The organism is Maridesulfovibrio spiralis (SeqCode) (assembly GCF_048571135.1).
GTDB lineage: Bacteria > Desulfobacterota > Desulfovibrionia > Desulfovibrionales > Desulfovibrionaceae > Maridesulfovibrio > Maridesulfovibrio spiralis.
In genome coordinates this window covers 1111956-1127595 of sequence record NZ_CP182344.1, presented here as the reverse complement: position 1 = coordinate 1127595, position 15640 = coordinate 1111956, and the positions used below count along the sequence as shown (strand labels likewise).

Sequence of the window (15640 nt, the reverse complement as noted above, 5' to 3'; positions counted from 1 at the left end):
CCCTCACTCCCGCGCCCCTATACAAATTTTGAGTTGTACAAGTTTTAATCCTTATATTTTGATTTATTGGAGAAAAGGGTGACACAGTTCTACGGCAAAACAAAAATCTGCTACGGCGAAGATGCTCTGGATAATCTGGAGACCATCCCGGCCACGCGGGCTTTTATTGTTACCGATTCTTTTATGGTTAAGACCGGTTTTGTTGACCGCGTCCGTACCCATCTGGATCGCAATGGGATTCCCTATATCATTTTTGATGAGGTTGAACCTGATCCTTCCCTTGAGACTGTTACCAGGGGAGCACAGATTTTCCTTAAAAATCAGGCTGACCTGATTATTGCCCTCGGCGGTGGTTCACCCATTGACGCGGCAAAGTCCATTTCATTCTTTGCCGGGAAGGCCCTTGAAGGCAAGGCTAAACCGACACTGGTTGCCATTCCTACCACCAGCGGTACCGGGGCTGAAGTCACCAGCATCGCCGTGGTCACTGACAAGGTGAATGAAGTCAAGATTCCGCTTAATGATGAGATGCTCATCCCGGATATGGCTATTCTCGATGCCCGTTTCACCCGTTCGCTGCCTCCGCATGTTACCGGGGCAACCGGGATGGATGTGCTGACCCACGCCATCGAGGCTTACACTTCACGTCAGGCCAACGCTTTTACTTCTATCTACGCCAGATACGCTATCCGTTACGTATTCAAGTATCTCAAGCGGGCCTACATCAACGGGGATGACATGGAAGCACGCGAGCATATGCTGCTCGGGTCCTGCATGGCGGGTATGGCTTTTAATAACAGCGGGCTGGGCATTACCCATTCCATCGCACATTCCCTTGGCGGAATTTTCCATGTGCCGCACGGTCTGGCAAACGCAGTGGTTCTGCCGCACGTAATCAAGTTCAACAGCTTTGACGTGGGCATCCGCTACCATGAAATCGCCACCATGCTGAAACTGCCCGCCGCAACAGTCGAAGAAGGAACCCGTTCCCTCATCGATGCGGTCAGCGAACTCAATGAGTCCATGGGCATTCCCAACAATATCGGCGCATTGAAGATCGATGAAAGTGTTTTTAAATCCAGCCTGAACACCATTGCCCGCAACGTGCTCGATGATATCTGCACCGCAGGCAACCCCAGAATCCCTTCCCGCGATGATGTGAAGGGACTTCTGCTCAAGGCCTGGTAATACTATGATTTGATGCGCTGTCGCGCTTTTGGATAATTTGATTTCGCCTCCGGCGGCCAAAGGGGATAATCCCCTTTGGAATCCTTAACAGGTTTTTCTTTGTTTATTTTCGAAGTGAATCTAAACCTTTGAAAGGTGTAAACAAATGGCTGTAAATATAGTTGATATTATTCGCGAAACAGGTGTTGTCGGAGCAGGGGGGGCAGGTCTGCCTACCCATGTTAAGGCTGAAGCCAACGTAGACACCGTTCTGGTTAACGGAGCTTCCTGTGAACCGCTGCTCATGAGCGACCCTTATCTCATGGAAGCGGAAGTGGACACCATGATCCGTGGTCTGGAAGCAATCATGGATTGCACCGGAGCCAAGAAAGGGGTCATTTGTCTCAAGGGTAAGCATGCCAAGGCAGTAAAAGCTGTTCAGGAAGCTGTTGCCCGTGACGGTTCCGGACGCCTTGAGTGTTTCGTTCTTAAAGATTTCTATCCTGCCGGTGATGAGCAGGTGCTGGTTTATGAAGTTCTGGGACGCACTGTTCCCGAACGCGGCATCCCTCTCCAGGTCGGTGCTGTGGTCAGCAACACCGAGTCCCTGTTCAACGTGGCTCTCGCGCTGGACGGCAAACCGGTAACCCACCGCTACCTGACTGTTGCCGGGGAAATCAAAAATCCCATGGTTGTTAAAGTTCCCGTGGGAACTCTGGTTTCCGATGTGCTCGAATTCGCAGGCGGACCGACTATTTCCGACTACAAGGTAGTTGACGGCGGCCCCATGATGGGCCGGGTTCTGCCTGACACCAATCAGCCGGTGACCAAGACCACCAGCGGGCTTCTGGTCCTGCCCCCGAACCATAACGTTGTTGCGGGCAAGGTCATGGACCCCGAAAAGATCCGTCGCATCACCAACACAGTCTGCTGCCAGTGTTCCCGCTGTACAGATCTCTGTCCGCGTAACCTGCTCGGCCATTCCCTGCATCCTCACAAGCTGATGCGTGTAATCGCCAAAAACGAGCTGGACACTGAAGTCGCTAAAGAAGCACTGCTTTGTTCCGAGTGCGGCATCTGTGAAAAATTCGCCTGCCCCATGATGATTTCACCGCGTGAGGTCAATGCCCAGATCAAACAGGTTCTGATGAAAGAACGCGTTACCTGGGAATCCAAGGGCAATGAACTGAAGGCCAACCCCTTCCGTGAAAGCAGGGCTATTCCGACCAAGCGTCTGATCCAGCGTCTGAACCTTTCCAAGTATGACGGTCATCCCGAATACGCAGGTGAGTTTACTCCCTCAGTGGTCAACATCCGCCTTGGACAGCACATCGGTGCTCCGGCACAGTGTGTTGTTTCCGCAGGAGCCAAAGTCAGCTGCGGCGACCTGCTCGGTGAAATTCCCGAAGGTGCAATGGGTGCAAGGGTTCATGCCAGCATCGACGGCACAGTCGAAAGCATCGAAAACGGTGTAGTAGTTATCAGGAAATAACTAATAAAAGTTTTTGGGATTCTTAAACCCTTTTTTCAAAAAGGGTTTAAGCCGCCGGAGGCGAAATCAATTCGTCTTAAGCGCGAAGCGCATCCCCTCCCCAAGGAGATATAAAATGGATTTACGTACAATCGGTTGTGTAGAACTGAACAGCGTTGCCCTCGGCATCCACGTGGCAGATGAAATGCTCAAGGCAGCATCTGTAGAGCTGGTCATGGCCCGCCCCACCTGCCCGGGCAGGTACATCGTTGTTGTTTGCGGTGATACCGGAGCTGTTAAAAGCTCTGTTGAAGTGGGCTGTGAAATCGGCGCAGACATGGTTGTTGATCATTTCACCATCCCCAGTATCCATGAGGATGTCATCCCCGCACTCAGTGGAACTTCCATCGTGCCCAGAATCAATGCCCTTGGCGTGATTGAAACCTACACTATCGCTTCCTGTATCCTCGCAGCTGACGCAGCTGCAAAGGCAGCAGATGTGAGCCTGATCGAAGTCCGCATGGCTGCTGGTCTCGCTGGTAAAGCTTTCGTAACCATGACCGGTGATGTCGGTTCCGTGAAAGCTGCTGTTGAAGCCGGAATCGAAGGCGTTGCCGAATCCGGACCGGTTCACAGCCACGTGGTTATTCCTTCCCCCAGCGAAGGCATTAAAGCTCAGTTGATTTAATAAGATTGCCTCCGGCGGCCCTTCGGGGACCCTGCCGGGGGCCTCTCCGAGGGCCAGAGAAACTTTTTGGAAAAAGTTTCTCTGGACTCTTCAAAAACTTTCATTTGGGCTTCGCCGCTTCGGATGGCAAAAAGTATATTTAATTTCAGAGGAGTTCCTTTAAGATGGACAATGACGACAAGCAGCGCATTATTCAGGAATACGTTCCCGGTAAGCAGGTTACCCTTGCCCATCTGATCGCCAGTCCCCACCGGGATATTTATCTCAAACTCGGCCTTGATGATAATTCATCCGGGGCCATCGGCATCATGACCATCACACCCAGTGAAGGTGTGATCATCGCCTCTGATGTTGCCACCAAGGCTGCGTCTGTTGAAATCGGATTTCTGGACCGTTTCGGCGGTTCCCTGCTTATTCTCGGTGACGTGGCAAGTGTGGAAGCTTCGCTTCGGGCTGTGCTCGACTACTTTGAAGGCACACTGCACTATTCTTCTGTCGAGCTGACCAGATCTTAAACGGCGAAGCCATAACAAAAGGTTTTGGGATTCTTAAACCCTTTTGCAAAAGGGTTTAAGCCGCCGGAGGCAAACTCAAATATTTCTTAAAACGCGAAGCGTACAAATGAAAAAAACTATGTTCGTGGGCGAGACCCGATCCGGTAAAAGCTCGCTTATAAAAGTCCTTTCCGGGGAATCCTACACTCCGCGCCGGGCCATGGCTGTGGAGTTTTTCGGACCGTTCATCAATACTCCCGGTGAATTCCTTGAAAACAGCTGGTTCTACAACGCCCTGATTACCTCCTCCGCAGATTGCGAAGTGCTGGCTGTCGTTCAGGACAGCACCCGCCGCACCAGTCTTTTTCCGCCCCTTTTCGCTTCCATGTTCAACCGCAGGGTTATCGGCCTTGTTTCCAAGGTTGATGATCCCAATTCCGATCCCGCTCTGGCCGAACGCTTTTTAAGGCAGGCCGGAGCAAAAGAAATCATCCGCACAAGCACAGTAACAGGCGAAGGGATAGAGGAAATTTTAGAGGTCATCTCCTGATCATTAGGTCCAAAAAAATTTCATAAACAAAGGCCGTAATATCAGATCTGATATTACGGCCTTTGTTTTGTGGGAGATATATAGAGCTGAATGCGAAGCTCTATTAAAACGTCTTTCGGGAAGAGGGGATGGGGAAGGCTTCTACTTATCAATAGCCTTATTAATCTTGCAGGCCGCGCAGGCTGCACCGAATCCGTTATCAATATTCACAACAGTCACCCCGCTGGCGCAGGAAGTGAGCATGCCGAGCAGCGCAGAGAGTCCTGAGAAGTTCGCTCCGTAGCCCACTGAGGTCGGTACGGCGATGATGGGCTGATCGACCATTCCGCCGATGACGCTGGAAAGCGCGCCTTCCATTCCCGCTATCACGATGAGCACAGAGAATCTGCGGATTTCTTCGATGCGGTCGAATAATCTGTGAATTCCGGCAACCCCGATATCGGAGATGATTTCGGATCTGCTGCCCAGCATATCGCAGGTGACCAATGCTTCTTCGGCAACATTGAGATCCGATGTTCCGGCGGTGATGATCCCGACCATGCCGCTGTTGTATTCAATTGCACGGCTCTTGCAGTTCAGGGTGTTGGCTGTGGCATTGTATTCCACCTGCGGCAGACGTCCGGTAACGTATTCAGCCATTTCCGGGCTGACCCGGGTGGCGAGAACGTTATTTCGCTCGCACATGTGTTCGAAAATATCGCCGACCTGCTGCGGAGTTTTGCCCGCGGCGTAGATCACTTCCGGGAAGCCGTTTCGCAAGCCCCGGTGATGGTCAATCTTGGTGTGGCCGATGTCCTGATAAGGCAGGTCGCGCAGGCTCTCCAAGCCCTGATCCACTTCCATGCTGCCGTCTTTTATGGCCTTTAATATATTTTTAAGATTGTCGTTGGTCATATTTATGCCTCCATTGCAGGCCTCCGGCGGCCTCGCGGGGCGTGGATTTGATGCGCTGCCGCGCTTTTGTTGAAAAGATTTTGCCTCCGGCGGCTCAAACCCTTTTTTCAAAAAGGGTTTAAGGATCCCAAAAACTTTTAATAGGGCTTCGCCGTTTTATATGACAAACTGTTATGCTTTCATATTCAGGCTGCCCATCTGGTAGCCGCCTAAATCCAGAGTTACGTGCTTGTAGCCGAATTCTTTTAATGTGTTGTTAAAATCGTATGTTTCGCTGGCTTTAATGAAATCCTGCAATTGCTCTGCCGGGATTTCGATGCGGGCTATTTCGCCATGATGGCGTACCCGCACCGCGGGGAAGCCTGTTTTCATGAGAAATACTTCGGCTTGTTCCACCTGTTGCAAAGCTTCGTCTGTCACTTCGATGCCAACGGGCATGCGCGAAAGTAAACAGGCGAATGACGGTTTATCCCATGTGGGCAGGTCGAATTTGCGGGAAAGCTCACGGATTTCGGCCTTGGTCAATTCAGCTTCAACAAACGGGCTGCGGATTTCAAGTTCGCGCAGGGCCTTGATGCCGGGGCGGTAGTCGCTGAGGTCGTCGATATTTGTTCCTTCAAGGATGTGCGCAATATTTAGTTGTTCAGCCAGCTCCTGCAGCTTGGTGAACAGAATCTTTTTGCAGGTGTAGCAGTGCTCCGGGGGATTGCTGCGCAGTTCTGCGGGGAAATCCAATTTCAGCCGTACCTGCTCCACACCAAGTTTTTGCGCTAACTCTTTTGCCTCCCCCTGTTCCCATTGCGGGACATAGGGAGTGGCGATGGAAGCGGCAATGGCTTTATCGCCAAGGGCATGCCTGGCTGCAAGCAGCAGCAGGCTGCTATCAACTCCACCGGAAAAAGCGACAACAGCACCGCCGGTTTCAGCAAGGACCTCAAGCAATCGGTTATATTTTAAAGTCAGTTCATCCATTTAATATACAATCCAAAACTATTAAAAGGTTTTGGGATTCTTAAACCCTTTTGCAAAAGGGTTTAAGCCGCCGGAGGCGAAATGTGATCGGCAAAAGCGCAATAGCGCATCAAAAATGCTTTAACTATTTCTAACCTTCCCGATCTGCAGATAAACTTCGCTCAGAGGAATACCGTGCTCTTTAGCCAGTGCACGGCAATCTTCGAGTTCCGGCTTGGAGCGGATTATCTCACCATCGAGAATCGCGTTTTTCATGGTTACTGTTCCGAGCGGTGTTTCGAGTATATCGAAAGAGACTCCGAGGATGGTTTTTTCGATATCAATACTTTTGATGCCCAGTGTGGTAGTATGTTTGAAGATCAGCCGTTTGAATTTGTCCTCGTCCTCTGCTGAACAGAGCAGGGAGAGAGTTGTCGCCGGGCGGTTCTTCTTCATGACGATGGGTGTGAAATGCACATCCATAGCCCCGTCTTCCATGAGCTGATCAAGAGCTGCGCCGAGCATTTCCCCGGTCATGTCGTCGATGTTGCATTGTAGCATGCGCGACGGGACTGTGGGCAGGGATGAATTAAGTCTGCCTGCTTCTGCGGTTAGCTCAACTTCTGCCAGCTGCACGCGGAGCACGTTGGGGATTTCGTTATCCCGATGCCCGATGCCGTAGGCGGTTTTCTGCACGACCATGCGCGGTGAATCGGAATAATTATCAACCAGCTCGGCAAGTAGCGCCGCTCCGGTGGGAGTGGTGGTCTCTTTGGGGACTGCTCCCTGTGTTGTGGGCTTTCCGGCCAGAATTTCGGAAGTAGCCGGGGCGGGTACAGGCATTTTCCCGTGTGCACAATTAACGAAACCGCCGCCAAGCTCAATGGTCGAACACCATACCCCGTCGATCTCCAGCTCATGAAAACAGATAGCCGCACCGACAATGTCTACTATTGAATCGGTAGCACCTACTTCGTGGAAATGAACTTCATAAAGAGTGCTGCCGTGAATCTTGGCTTCGGCTTCGGCAACGCGCTTGAAAATGGCTAGGCTGGTGGCTTTAACCTTGTCGCCGAGTGCACTGGAGTTGATCAGCTCTTCGATGTCTTTCAGATTGCGGTGCTCATGATGGTGGCCGTGTTCGTGTGTATGACTGTGGGCATGTCCATGATGCTTGTGTGAATGCTCCTGATCGTGTGAGTGGCTGTCGTCATGGCTGTGATGATGTTCGTGGGCAAGTTCCACATCCACACGGGTTCCGAAGATGCCCTTGCGGGAATCACGGGAGATATTGAGGGAGAATTCGTCTTTGAGGCCGAGCTTGGCAAGTTCGGTTTTGAGCATTTCCGGGTCAACACCCAGCTCAATCATGGCGGCGAGGTTCATGTCGCCGCTGATACCTGAAAAGCAATCGTAGTAGAGTATCTTCATTTTAGATGCCGTTTAATGCGGGAACCTTTTTTACTGGTCCCCGCCAAATATTGTTATATTTTTAGCTCTTGCCGACCAGCGCGTTGACCTTGGCCTGCATGTCATCCTGCTCAAAATAGTCAACGACCCGTTTGAGCTGTTCAGGGATGGCGATATGCTGGGGACAATGTTCTTCACATTGCCCGCATTCCACGCACTGGGAAGCGTAAGCTGGTTCCCCGGCCATTTCTTCACTGAAGAAAACTGCATACTGGAATTTTAAGTGCTCCGCCTTATCCTTGAACATATGAGCACTGTTAAAAAGCTCAAAATTGCCCGGAATTCTTACACCAACGGGGCAGGGCATGCAGTACGCACACCCGGTGCAGGGAACCTGCATGAGTTCCTTGTACCTTGCAGCCCCCTTGTTCACAATAGCGAGTTCCGCATCGGTCAGGGATTTTGCTTCTGCTTCCGAAGCAATGGCGAGGTTCTGCCTGATGTGCTCATCATCGTTCATGCCGGAAAGAACCACGGTAACTTCGGGGTGGTCCCAGACCCAGCGCAAGGCCCATTCAACGGGAGCACGGCTGGTCTCGGCTTCATCAAAAATTTCCTGAACTCCGTCCGGGGGAGTGGGTGCGCTCAGGTTTCCGCCGCGCAGGGGTTCCATGATCATGACCGCGAGGTCTTTGGAAGCTGCGTACTGGAGTCCGGAAGTTCCCGCCTGGTTTTCGGTATCCAGAAAATTGTACTGAATCTGGCAGAAGGTCCAAGGGTAAGCATCCACAATGCGTTTGAAATCTGCGGGAATGCCGTGGAAGGAGAAACCGGCGTATCTGATTTTTCCGGATTCAATAGCCTTGTCCAGAAAATCCTCCACTCCCAGTTCAACACAGCGGTCCCATGAATTACCTTCAACAGCATGGATGAGATAATAGTCGATACAGTCCACCTCGAGACGCTTGAGCTGCTCGTCCAGAATTCCGTCCATCTGCTCACGGGATTCGACCAGAAACTGGGGCAGTTTGTCAGCAATGACTACTTTTTCACGGTAGCCCTCTTTGAGGGCCTTGCCGACGATAATTTCACTCTGACCGCCGTGGTAAGGCCATGCGGTGTCAACGTAGTTCACGCCGTTGTCGATGCATTCACGTATCTGGGCGATGGCTTTTTCTTCATCAATGGTTTTGCCATCGATCATGGGCAGACGCATTGCGCCGAAGCCCAGAATGGAGAGTTCCTCTCCGGTTTTGGGGACCTTGCGGTAAAGCATGTTTGTCATCCTTAATTCTTTTACAGTGTTTGTTTTTGTAAAAAACAAATTAAGTATACATCAAAGCACCGCCTTATGATCAGACAAAAATCTGAATCCTTATACATCTTTCTACCTAAAAGATGTCTGTTTTAAGCCTGATGCTTTGCGGTGCGGAAAGTCTATCCCCGTTTTGGGAGGACTTCTCTGCTAAGCATTAGGTTGGGCCTTTGATTCTTCTGTGGTGTTCTTATGTGTCTGGTATAATTGTGCTTGTTTTGTAAAAAACAATGTGTTGACGCAACATATTGAGTTGTGTGAGGCAGTATATTACGACTACGCAATATACTGCACCCGTTGGTTGGGGGCTTTATACACACGAATCCGGGTCTCCTGAGTTTAAGGATGGAATCCCTGATAATCCCCGGCCATGCAGGAAATCAAAAGTTATGTGAGAATAAAATGGAAATTTCAAAAATATGTGAAAATACTATGGGCAGGACCATTCTCTTTTTCCTGCTGCTGGTTATACTGGCAGGATGCGGCCTGCAGCGTAATCCTATTCCGGTTGAGATGCAGCCCCATGCCGACCTGCTGGGTTATGACGAAGTTCGTTTTTTTGGGGATACCACCCCGAAACACATGGACAGGGTTATGCAGAAATGGGCAGAGATGAGTAAAAACAACCAGCTTCCCGATGAAGTCAGTTTTCTTTCGCTGTCCGGCGGTGGTGCAGACGGAGCTTTCGGTGCCGGGTTTCTTTGCGGATGGACTGCACGGGGGGACCGTCCCACTTTCGGTCTGGTCACGGGAATCAGTACCGGCGCACTCATCGCTCCTTTTGCATTCATGGGGGCGGATTATGATCCTTTTATTGAAATGTTTTATACAACTTTTGAAACCAGTGATCTGGTGCAGCAACGCTCATATGTTTCTGCAATATCAGGAGACTCCGTTTACAGCACCCAGCCGTTGAAAGATGCCCTTAAAAAATTCTTAAATTCCGAATTCATTGCCAAAATCTCTGTAGAACACCGCAAAGGACGCAGGCTCCTGATCGGAACAACCAACCTTGATGCCATGCGTCCTGTTTATTGGGATATAGGTGCGCTGGCCCAGTACGGCACGCCTGAGGCAGACCAGCTCATCCGGGATGTTGTCCTTGCTTCTGCTTCGGTTCCGGTGGCTTTTCCTCCGGTTTACTTCAAGGTTAAGGCCGGGGGAAAAGTCTATGATGAAATGCACGTTGACGGCGGTGTCTGCAATCAGGTCTTCTCCTATCCGCCCAGTGTTCATTTAGCCGAGGAGTTGGATAAAATCGGTGAGACAAGGAAAATTACTCTCTACGTTATCCGCAACGATGCCCTTATTACTGAAGGTGTGCAGGTGGAGCCTTATATCGTCGGCATAGCCGCACGTTCCCTTGCCGGGCTGATTAGAAATCAGGGTATCGGTGATCTTTACCGCATGTATTACACAGCCCAGCGGGACGGCATTGATTTCAAACTGACTTTTATTCCCCCTGATTATAACGAAGAATCAGATGAACTCTTCAGTCCGGTTTACATGAGCAAACTGTTCGTTCTGGGCAAGAGCATGGCCCAATCTACTGAGCCGTGGCATTCCGCACCGCCTTCAACTACTGTTCGAAAGGGGGCGGACGCTATCCCTGCGGAAGTGATTATTAAATGATGTGGCTAAATTGATGAAACTTATTTATATCACAATAAATTCATACAGAAATCGTAGCGGTAATCCCGGTTTTAATGCCGTGTCAACGGAGTAGAGTGCATGAGTAAGGTCGATGTCATAATCAGCGTCTGCGGAAAACCCCTGCAGACTTGTCTAGCTCTTCTTTCCCTTGAACGGGCGAGCGGGCAGCATATAGATAAGATTTATTTTATTGAAGAAAATACGCAGACAAAGGGTATTAATGCGGGGTGTCACCAGTATGTGCTGGATGCCCTTGCCCATAAAATTGAATACTATATGCCCAAGTACTGGAACTACTGCTTTCCCATTGAATGGGACCGGATCGATGATGAGGAGTACCGCCATTCTGTGCGCTACCAGTACGGCTGGGAAAAAAGCGACAAGGATTATGTACTGATCATCCATAATGATGCAATTTTCCGGCAGGATATCATCGGGGCAATGGTCGAGGGCATCGGAGACCACGTGGCAGCCGGACATATCGGGCAGTGCTGGTATTGCCCCGCCGCGTTTTCAGGTAAGTGTACCCCGGATACCTACATGGAATACCGGCCCGATTTCCGGGAACTGGTCGAACTGTATCGTGGCGCACAACCGCCGGAAGGCAAGCAGGTCCGCGCCTATCACCTGCCGCGCATGCACGATATCTTTTTCAAGCAGCCCTGGCCCCTGCCGGAATGCCGGGTTAATGAATGGTGCTGTCTGGTCAACATGAAGATTGCCCGCAAGATGACCATGCCTGTCGGCAAGGTTACGCCCTTCGGCGCGTTCATCAATGTCGGCAAGCAGATTCTGGACGTGGGTTGCCAATGGTTCCGCGAAATGCATCTGCGCAACAAGACCTGCCTAAATTTCGACATCTATAAATATATGTACCACGATGTCCCGCCCACCGGACAGCCGACGCTCATAGACAAAGATAAATACAAGACCAAAGAGCAACTCGCACTGGAAGTACTGCGGGCGGATTTTGATTACCCCGGATAAAACTTGTTCTACGCATGTAATTTAGATCCCCGTCAGTTTATGCTGGCGGGGATTTTTATGTCAGTTAAAGTGTCCGTTAAGATGAAAGAGGCGTGCGCTGTGCGGCTGCATCCAGTGGATTTCACTCCGCCGCAGTTGATCCTCATGTCCGTGCGGATTGAGGATGCCGGCTATACGTTGCTTTCCATGATAAATATGTCTACAGCTTTATTCAAAATGGAGAGCGGGACATATGATTTCAGCCGAGATCATGAGAACCGGTAGATTTGCATGTTCCGGTCGGTCGGTAGGAAGATTATATTATTAACTCAAAAAAAGATCGGTCATAACTATGGAATGTTCACTTGATTTTTCCGCTGTAATTTTTGATCTGGACGGAACTTTACTGGATACTCTGGGTGAGATTGCCGCCGCAGGGAACGCAGCACTGGAGCGCATGGGTTATGCTACCCATCCGGTGGATGACTACCGTACATTTGTCGGGGCCGGAGCCAAAAAGCTGGCATGGCGTGTTCTTCCTGCGGAACACCGGAATCAAGAAGTATATGACCATTTTGTGCCGGTGCTGCTGGAAGAGTTTGATCAGAGACTGAATACCATATCCAAGCCTTATGCCGGGATTCCTGAAGTTCTGGCTGATTTTTCAGCTGCCGGCAAGAAGATGGCCATATTGTCAAATAAACCCCATGAATTCACTGTCGCGGCAGTCAAAAAGTGTTTGCCGGATGTAGATTTTTTCGCAGTTTACGGCGGACGCAAAGATGTGCCTTTGAAGCCGGAGCCGGAGGTGGCACTTGAACTTGCAGAAGGAATGGGAGCAGACCCGCACCGTACTTTGTTTATCGGTGATTCCGATGTTGACATTAAAACCGGGGTCAATGCGGGGATGATTGCCGTCGGTGCCGGCTGGGGCTTTCGGGGGGAAGGTGAATTGGTCAAAGCCGGGGCGAATATTGTGCTCGATACCCCCGCAGATCTGGTGTCGCTGCTTTAAATATTGTTCAACCTGTTTTATCAAGTCCGCAGTCCGCAGTCCGCAGTCCGCAGTCTGCAGTCCGCACTGCGTACTTTGTCTTTTGTTTAGATTATACCGGGATGCTTTGACGGTTCGGTATGAGGGTAGTGTATGAAAGTTTTTGTCGCAGACATAAAAGCGGGAATGCGTCTTATTGAAGATGTTAATGGAAATAACGGCAGGTTTCTTCTTGCCGCAGGCTCCGTCATTGAGGAAAGGCATCTGCGTATATTTAATATCTGGGGTGTCAGTGAAGTTGAAGTTGAGGCTTGCGGACTGGGAGCAGGGGCAACCGCTTCAGACCGGAAGTTGCAGATTCTTGCTGAGGAGCATGCAGAGCGAATCTTTTTCCATGCTGATACCACTGTGGAGCCTTTTCAGATATTGAAGAATATTTGTACCAAGCAGTATGCCGCAACCTTGGCTGACGGGGGCACGCTGAAGGCTTTGCCGGACTGCGGCAATGAGATTCATGAGGTTCCGCATGTTCCTATTTATACCGACGTAGCGTCATTTATTACCAGCGGTGTCCGTCTGGCTTCCTTTCCTGATATCTATTACAAAATTATGGACGCCATCAATGACCCGAGTACCACCTCGGAGAATCTTGCAGATATAATTTCAAAAGATTCGGGACTCAGCGCAAAACTGCTCAGTCTGGTGAACAGCCCTATGTATGGGTTCAGTCTTCAGGTTGATTCTTTGAGTCGCGCCGTCTCCTTGGTAGGCCGGGCCGGTCTTTCCCAGCTGGCACTTAGTGTTTCAGTCATGGAATCTTTTAAAGGGAAAGGGAAGAGCGTTCTTTTCATGGAAGATTTCTGGAAGCACTCTTTGGCCTGTGCTGTTTTTTGCCGCATTCTTGCTTCCCAGATTCCCGGCGCATCTCAGGATAAGTGTTTTGTCGTTGGCATGCTGCATGACCTGGGACGGTTGGTCCTGATGCAGCATCATCCGGATGAGGTCTGCAGTTCATTTCGTATGAGCATGGTCCACGGGTTGAGTATCTGCGAGGCGGAGTCTAAGGTTTTCGGATTTGACCATTGCGAATTGGCCGGGGGCCTTTTTGAGGACTGGAATTTCCCGTCATCCATAATCGACGCCGTATCTGGGCATCACGGGTCTCGTGACCGGGACTTTTCAATTGAATCTGCGATATGCACCGTTGCCGAAGCACTGTCTGTGGGGTTGCAGTACGGGTGCGACGGTTCCGGTTTGGTTGGTGATCTATACCCCGGAGCATGGGATTCGCTGGGACTTTCCGGGGGAGCACTTGCAACAACGGTTCTCAAGGCAAAACGCCAGATAGCGGATATCCAGATTATTTTCGGAGTTTAAATTGGACGATAAAATGTTGATCAACTTCCAGCGGCAGCAGATCAGAAGCCTGCAGGAAGAGAAAAATGCTGTGCTGGAGTCTCTTGATTTGGCCCGCGAGCTGGGAGCCCTGACCACTATGGCACAGGGAAAGCCTTCTCTTGATAATCTGCTGCAGGAAATATGTGTCCGCGCCAATCACATGATTCCATTCAAGTCTTGCGCTATGTATCTGGTGGATGAAGAAACGCAGGATTTTGTACAGGCGCGCTCCTATCCTGATACCGCTGCTACCGGTTTGGAGCGGGAAGTGGATCTGCTTATCAAAGATCAGTCCTTTGCTTATGCTTTGCAGACTGATGGTCCGGTCTTTTTTCTTGATTCAACGGGAAACAGCCACATTGTGCTGCATGTTCTTGCCACTCCTTATTCAATGCGGGGAATGTTTGTAGGGTTGATGCTCCAGAATAAGGATGAAGTTCTGGATACGACCATGAAGTTGTTTTCCGTTTTTATGCTTTTGGCTGTAAATGCTCTTGAAAACTGTGAAACCCATGAATTCATGCGTAATCACAGCAGCGAGCTGGAGCGCATGGTCCAGAAAAGAACCCGGGAGCTGGCTGATGCCAATGAAAGGTTGAACATAACCCTGAACGGCATGCAGGCCGGGGTAATGATTATCAAGGCTGATGGGTTTGAAGTTGTCGAGGCCAATCCGAAGGCATTGGAAATTCTGGGCCGAACCCAAGAAGAGTTGCTAGGCTGTAAATGTTTCAATGTTATCTGTTCGGATTTGCAGGGTAAATGTCCTATTGTAGACCTTGGCATGCAGGAGAACAACGGGGAGTTTGTTGTTGTGCGCAAGGATGGGGAGGCTGTTCCGATCCAGAAGGCTGTCAGCAGGGTGATGATCGACGGTGAGTTGCATCTGGTAGAGAATTTCATCGATATAGCGGAGCAGAAAAAGCTGGCTGATTTGAAAGAAGATGTGGACCGCATTATGCGTCACGATTTGAAAAGTCCGTTGAACGGAATTATCGGCCTGCCTGAAATGTTGCTGGTCAATACGGATGAACCCCTTTCTGAAAGTCAGCGGGAGATTTTGGAATATATACAGGTTTCCGGGTATAAGTTACTGAATATGATCAATCTTTCTCTCGACCTCTACAAAATGGAAACCGGATCGTATCAATATTTTCCGGCTGTGGCGGATATATACACAATAGCCCGGTCCGCGGTTAAGGATTTGTCAGAACTCATTAATTACAAGAAAATTGAAATCAGAGAACTCTTTGAAGGCAAAGAGATTGATGAAGGTTTTTCCTTTAATGTTCGTTGTGATGAGTTCCTGACTTATTCGCTTGTGTCCAACCTGCTCAAAAATGCGGTAGAAGCATCTCCTGATGGAGAACCAATTATCATCGAAGTTAATCCTGACTGTGGTTATATGCGTATGCGGGTTCATAATCAGGGAGAAATTCCAGACAGTATCAGGGAAACATTTTTTGAAAAATACGTGACTGCCGACAAGTCCGGTGGAACCGGGCTGGGTACATATTCGGCCAAGCTAATGGTCGAAACTATGGGAGGGCGCATTTATTTTGAAAGCTCCCGTGAAGCCGGAACGGATATATTTATAGAATTGCCAAGAGCTGGCTGATAATATGAGTTTGTGATTATAGGGTGTTTGAAAAGTAACGGGTGCCATGCTAGGCTGCTTCACTGTCTTTT

General features: G+C 50.0%; 15 protein-coding genes. 11 read left to right on the top strand and 4 right to left on the bottom strand.

The window, feature by feature from the left end; translation table 11 throughout:
* Positions 1-78 precede the first annotated feature (78 nt).
* From ACNI29_RS05070 to ACNI29_RS05050, 5 genes are all read left to right on the top strand, one after another.
* Complete coding sequence (locus ACNI29_RS05070) at positions 79-1188, top strand: 1-propanol dehydrogenase PduQ (protein ID WP_419781110.1); 1110 nt, start codon at positions 79-81, stop codon at positions 1186-1188.
* 145 nt (positions 1189-1333) lie between these two features.
* Positions 1334-2659, top strand: a complete 1326-nt coding sequence (locus ACNI29_RS05065) for a 4Fe-4S dicluster domain-containing protein (RefSeq protein ID WP_419781109.1) — start codon at positions 1334-1336, stop codon at positions 2657-2659.
* Positions 2660-2774: 115 nt separating this feature from the next.
* Entirely contained in the window at positions 2775-3326 is a 552-nt protein-coding gene (locus ACNI29_RS05060) for a BMC domain-containing protein (protein WP_419781108.1), read from the top strand.
* Positions 3327-3490: 164 nt separating this feature from the next.
* On the top strand, positions 3491-3841 hold the full coding sequence (locus ACNI29_RS05055) for a BMC domain-containing protein (protein ID WP_419781107.1): 351 nt from the start codon (positions 3491-3493) through the stop codon (positions 3839-3841).
* 106 nt (positions 3842-3947) lie between these two features.
* The gene (locus ACNI29_RS05050; protein ID WP_419781106.1) at positions 3948-4370 is read left to right on the top strand and encodes a EutP/PduV family microcompartment system protein; all 423 of its coding nucleotides are present in this window, start codon (positions 3948-3950) and stop codon (positions 4368-4370) included.
* A 141-nt stretch (positions 4371-4511) separates the two neighbouring features.
* Here ACNI29_RS05050 and larB read toward each other — a convergent pair whose 3' ends face one another.
* The 4 genes from larB to ACNI29_RS05030 all read right to left on the bottom strand — a co-directional run bounded on the left by larB (position 4512) and on the right by ACNI29_RS05030 (position 8901).
* On the bottom strand, positions 4512-5264 hold the full coding sequence (larB, locus tag ACNI29_RS05045; RefSeq protein WP_419781105.1) for a nickel pincer cofactor biosynthesis protein LarB: 753 nt from the start codon (positions 5262-5264) through the stop codon (positions 4512-4514).
* A gap of 171 nt (positions 5265-5435) precedes the next feature.
* Complete coding sequence (gene larE / locus ACNI29_RS05040) at positions 5436-6236, bottom strand: ATP-dependent sacrificial sulfur transferase LarE (protein WP_419781104.1); 801 nt, start codon at positions 6234-6236, stop codon at positions 5436-5438.
* Between the two features lie 120 nt (positions 6237-6356).
* Positions 6357-7646 carry a nickel pincer cofactor biosynthesis protein LarC gene (gene larC, locus ACNI29_RS05035; RefSeq protein ID WP_419781103.1) on the bottom strand — a complete coding sequence of 430 codons (1290 nt, stop codon included), beginning with the start codon at positions 7644-7646 and terminating at the stop codon, positions 6357-6359.
* A gap of 61 nt (positions 7647-7707) precedes the next feature.
* Positions 7708-8901, bottom strand: a complete 1194-nt coding sequence (locus ACNI29_RS05030) for an aldo/keto reductase (protein ID WP_419782088.1) — start codon at positions 8899-8901, stop codon at positions 7708-7710.
* 441 nt (positions 8902-9342) lie between these two features.
* Here ACNI29_RS05030 and ACNI29_RS05025 point away from each other — a divergent pair, with 441 nt between their 5' ends.
* The 6 genes from ACNI29_RS05025 to ACNI29_RS05000 all read left to right on the top strand — a co-directional run bounded on the left by ACNI29_RS05025 (position 9343) and on the right by ACNI29_RS05000 (position 15569).
* Positions 9343-10572: a patatin-like phospholipase family protein gene (locus tag ACNI29_RS05025; RefSeq protein ID WP_419781102.1), complete on the top strand. Its 1230-nt coding sequence runs from the start codon at positions 9343-9345 to the stop codon at positions 10570-10572.
* Between the two features lie 99 nt (positions 10573-10671).
* The gene (locus ACNI29_RS05020; protein ID WP_419781101.1) at positions 10672-11580 is read left to right on the top strand and encodes a hypothetical protein; all 909 of its coding nucleotides are present in this window, start codon (positions 10672-10674) and stop codon (positions 11578-11580) included.
* A 57-nt stretch (positions 11581-11637) separates the two neighbouring features.
* Positions 11638-11844, top strand: coding sequence for a hypothetical protein (locus ACNI29_RS05015; RefSeq protein ID WP_419781100.1), 207 nt, complete (start codon positions 11638-11640; stop codon positions 11842-11844).
* A gap of 67 nt (positions 11845-11911) precedes the next feature.
* A complete protein-coding gene (locus ACNI29_RS05010; protein WP_419781099.1) occupies positions 11912-12574 on the top strand; it encodes an HAD family hydrolase in 663 nt (220 codons plus the stop codon).
* Between the two features lie 132 nt (positions 12575-12706).
* The gene (locus ACNI29_RS05005) at positions 12707-13930 is read left to right on the top strand and encodes an HDOD domain-containing protein (RefSeq protein ID WP_419781098.1); all 1224 of its coding nucleotides are present in this window, start codon (positions 12707-12709) and stop codon (positions 13928-13930) included.
* Position 13931: 1 nt separating this feature from the next.
* A complete protein-coding gene (locus ACNI29_RS05000) occupies positions 13932-15569 on the top strand; it encodes a sensor histidine kinase (protein ID WP_419781097.1) in 1638 nt (545 codons plus the stop codon).
* The last annotated feature ends 71 nt before the right edge of the window (positions 15570-15640 follow it).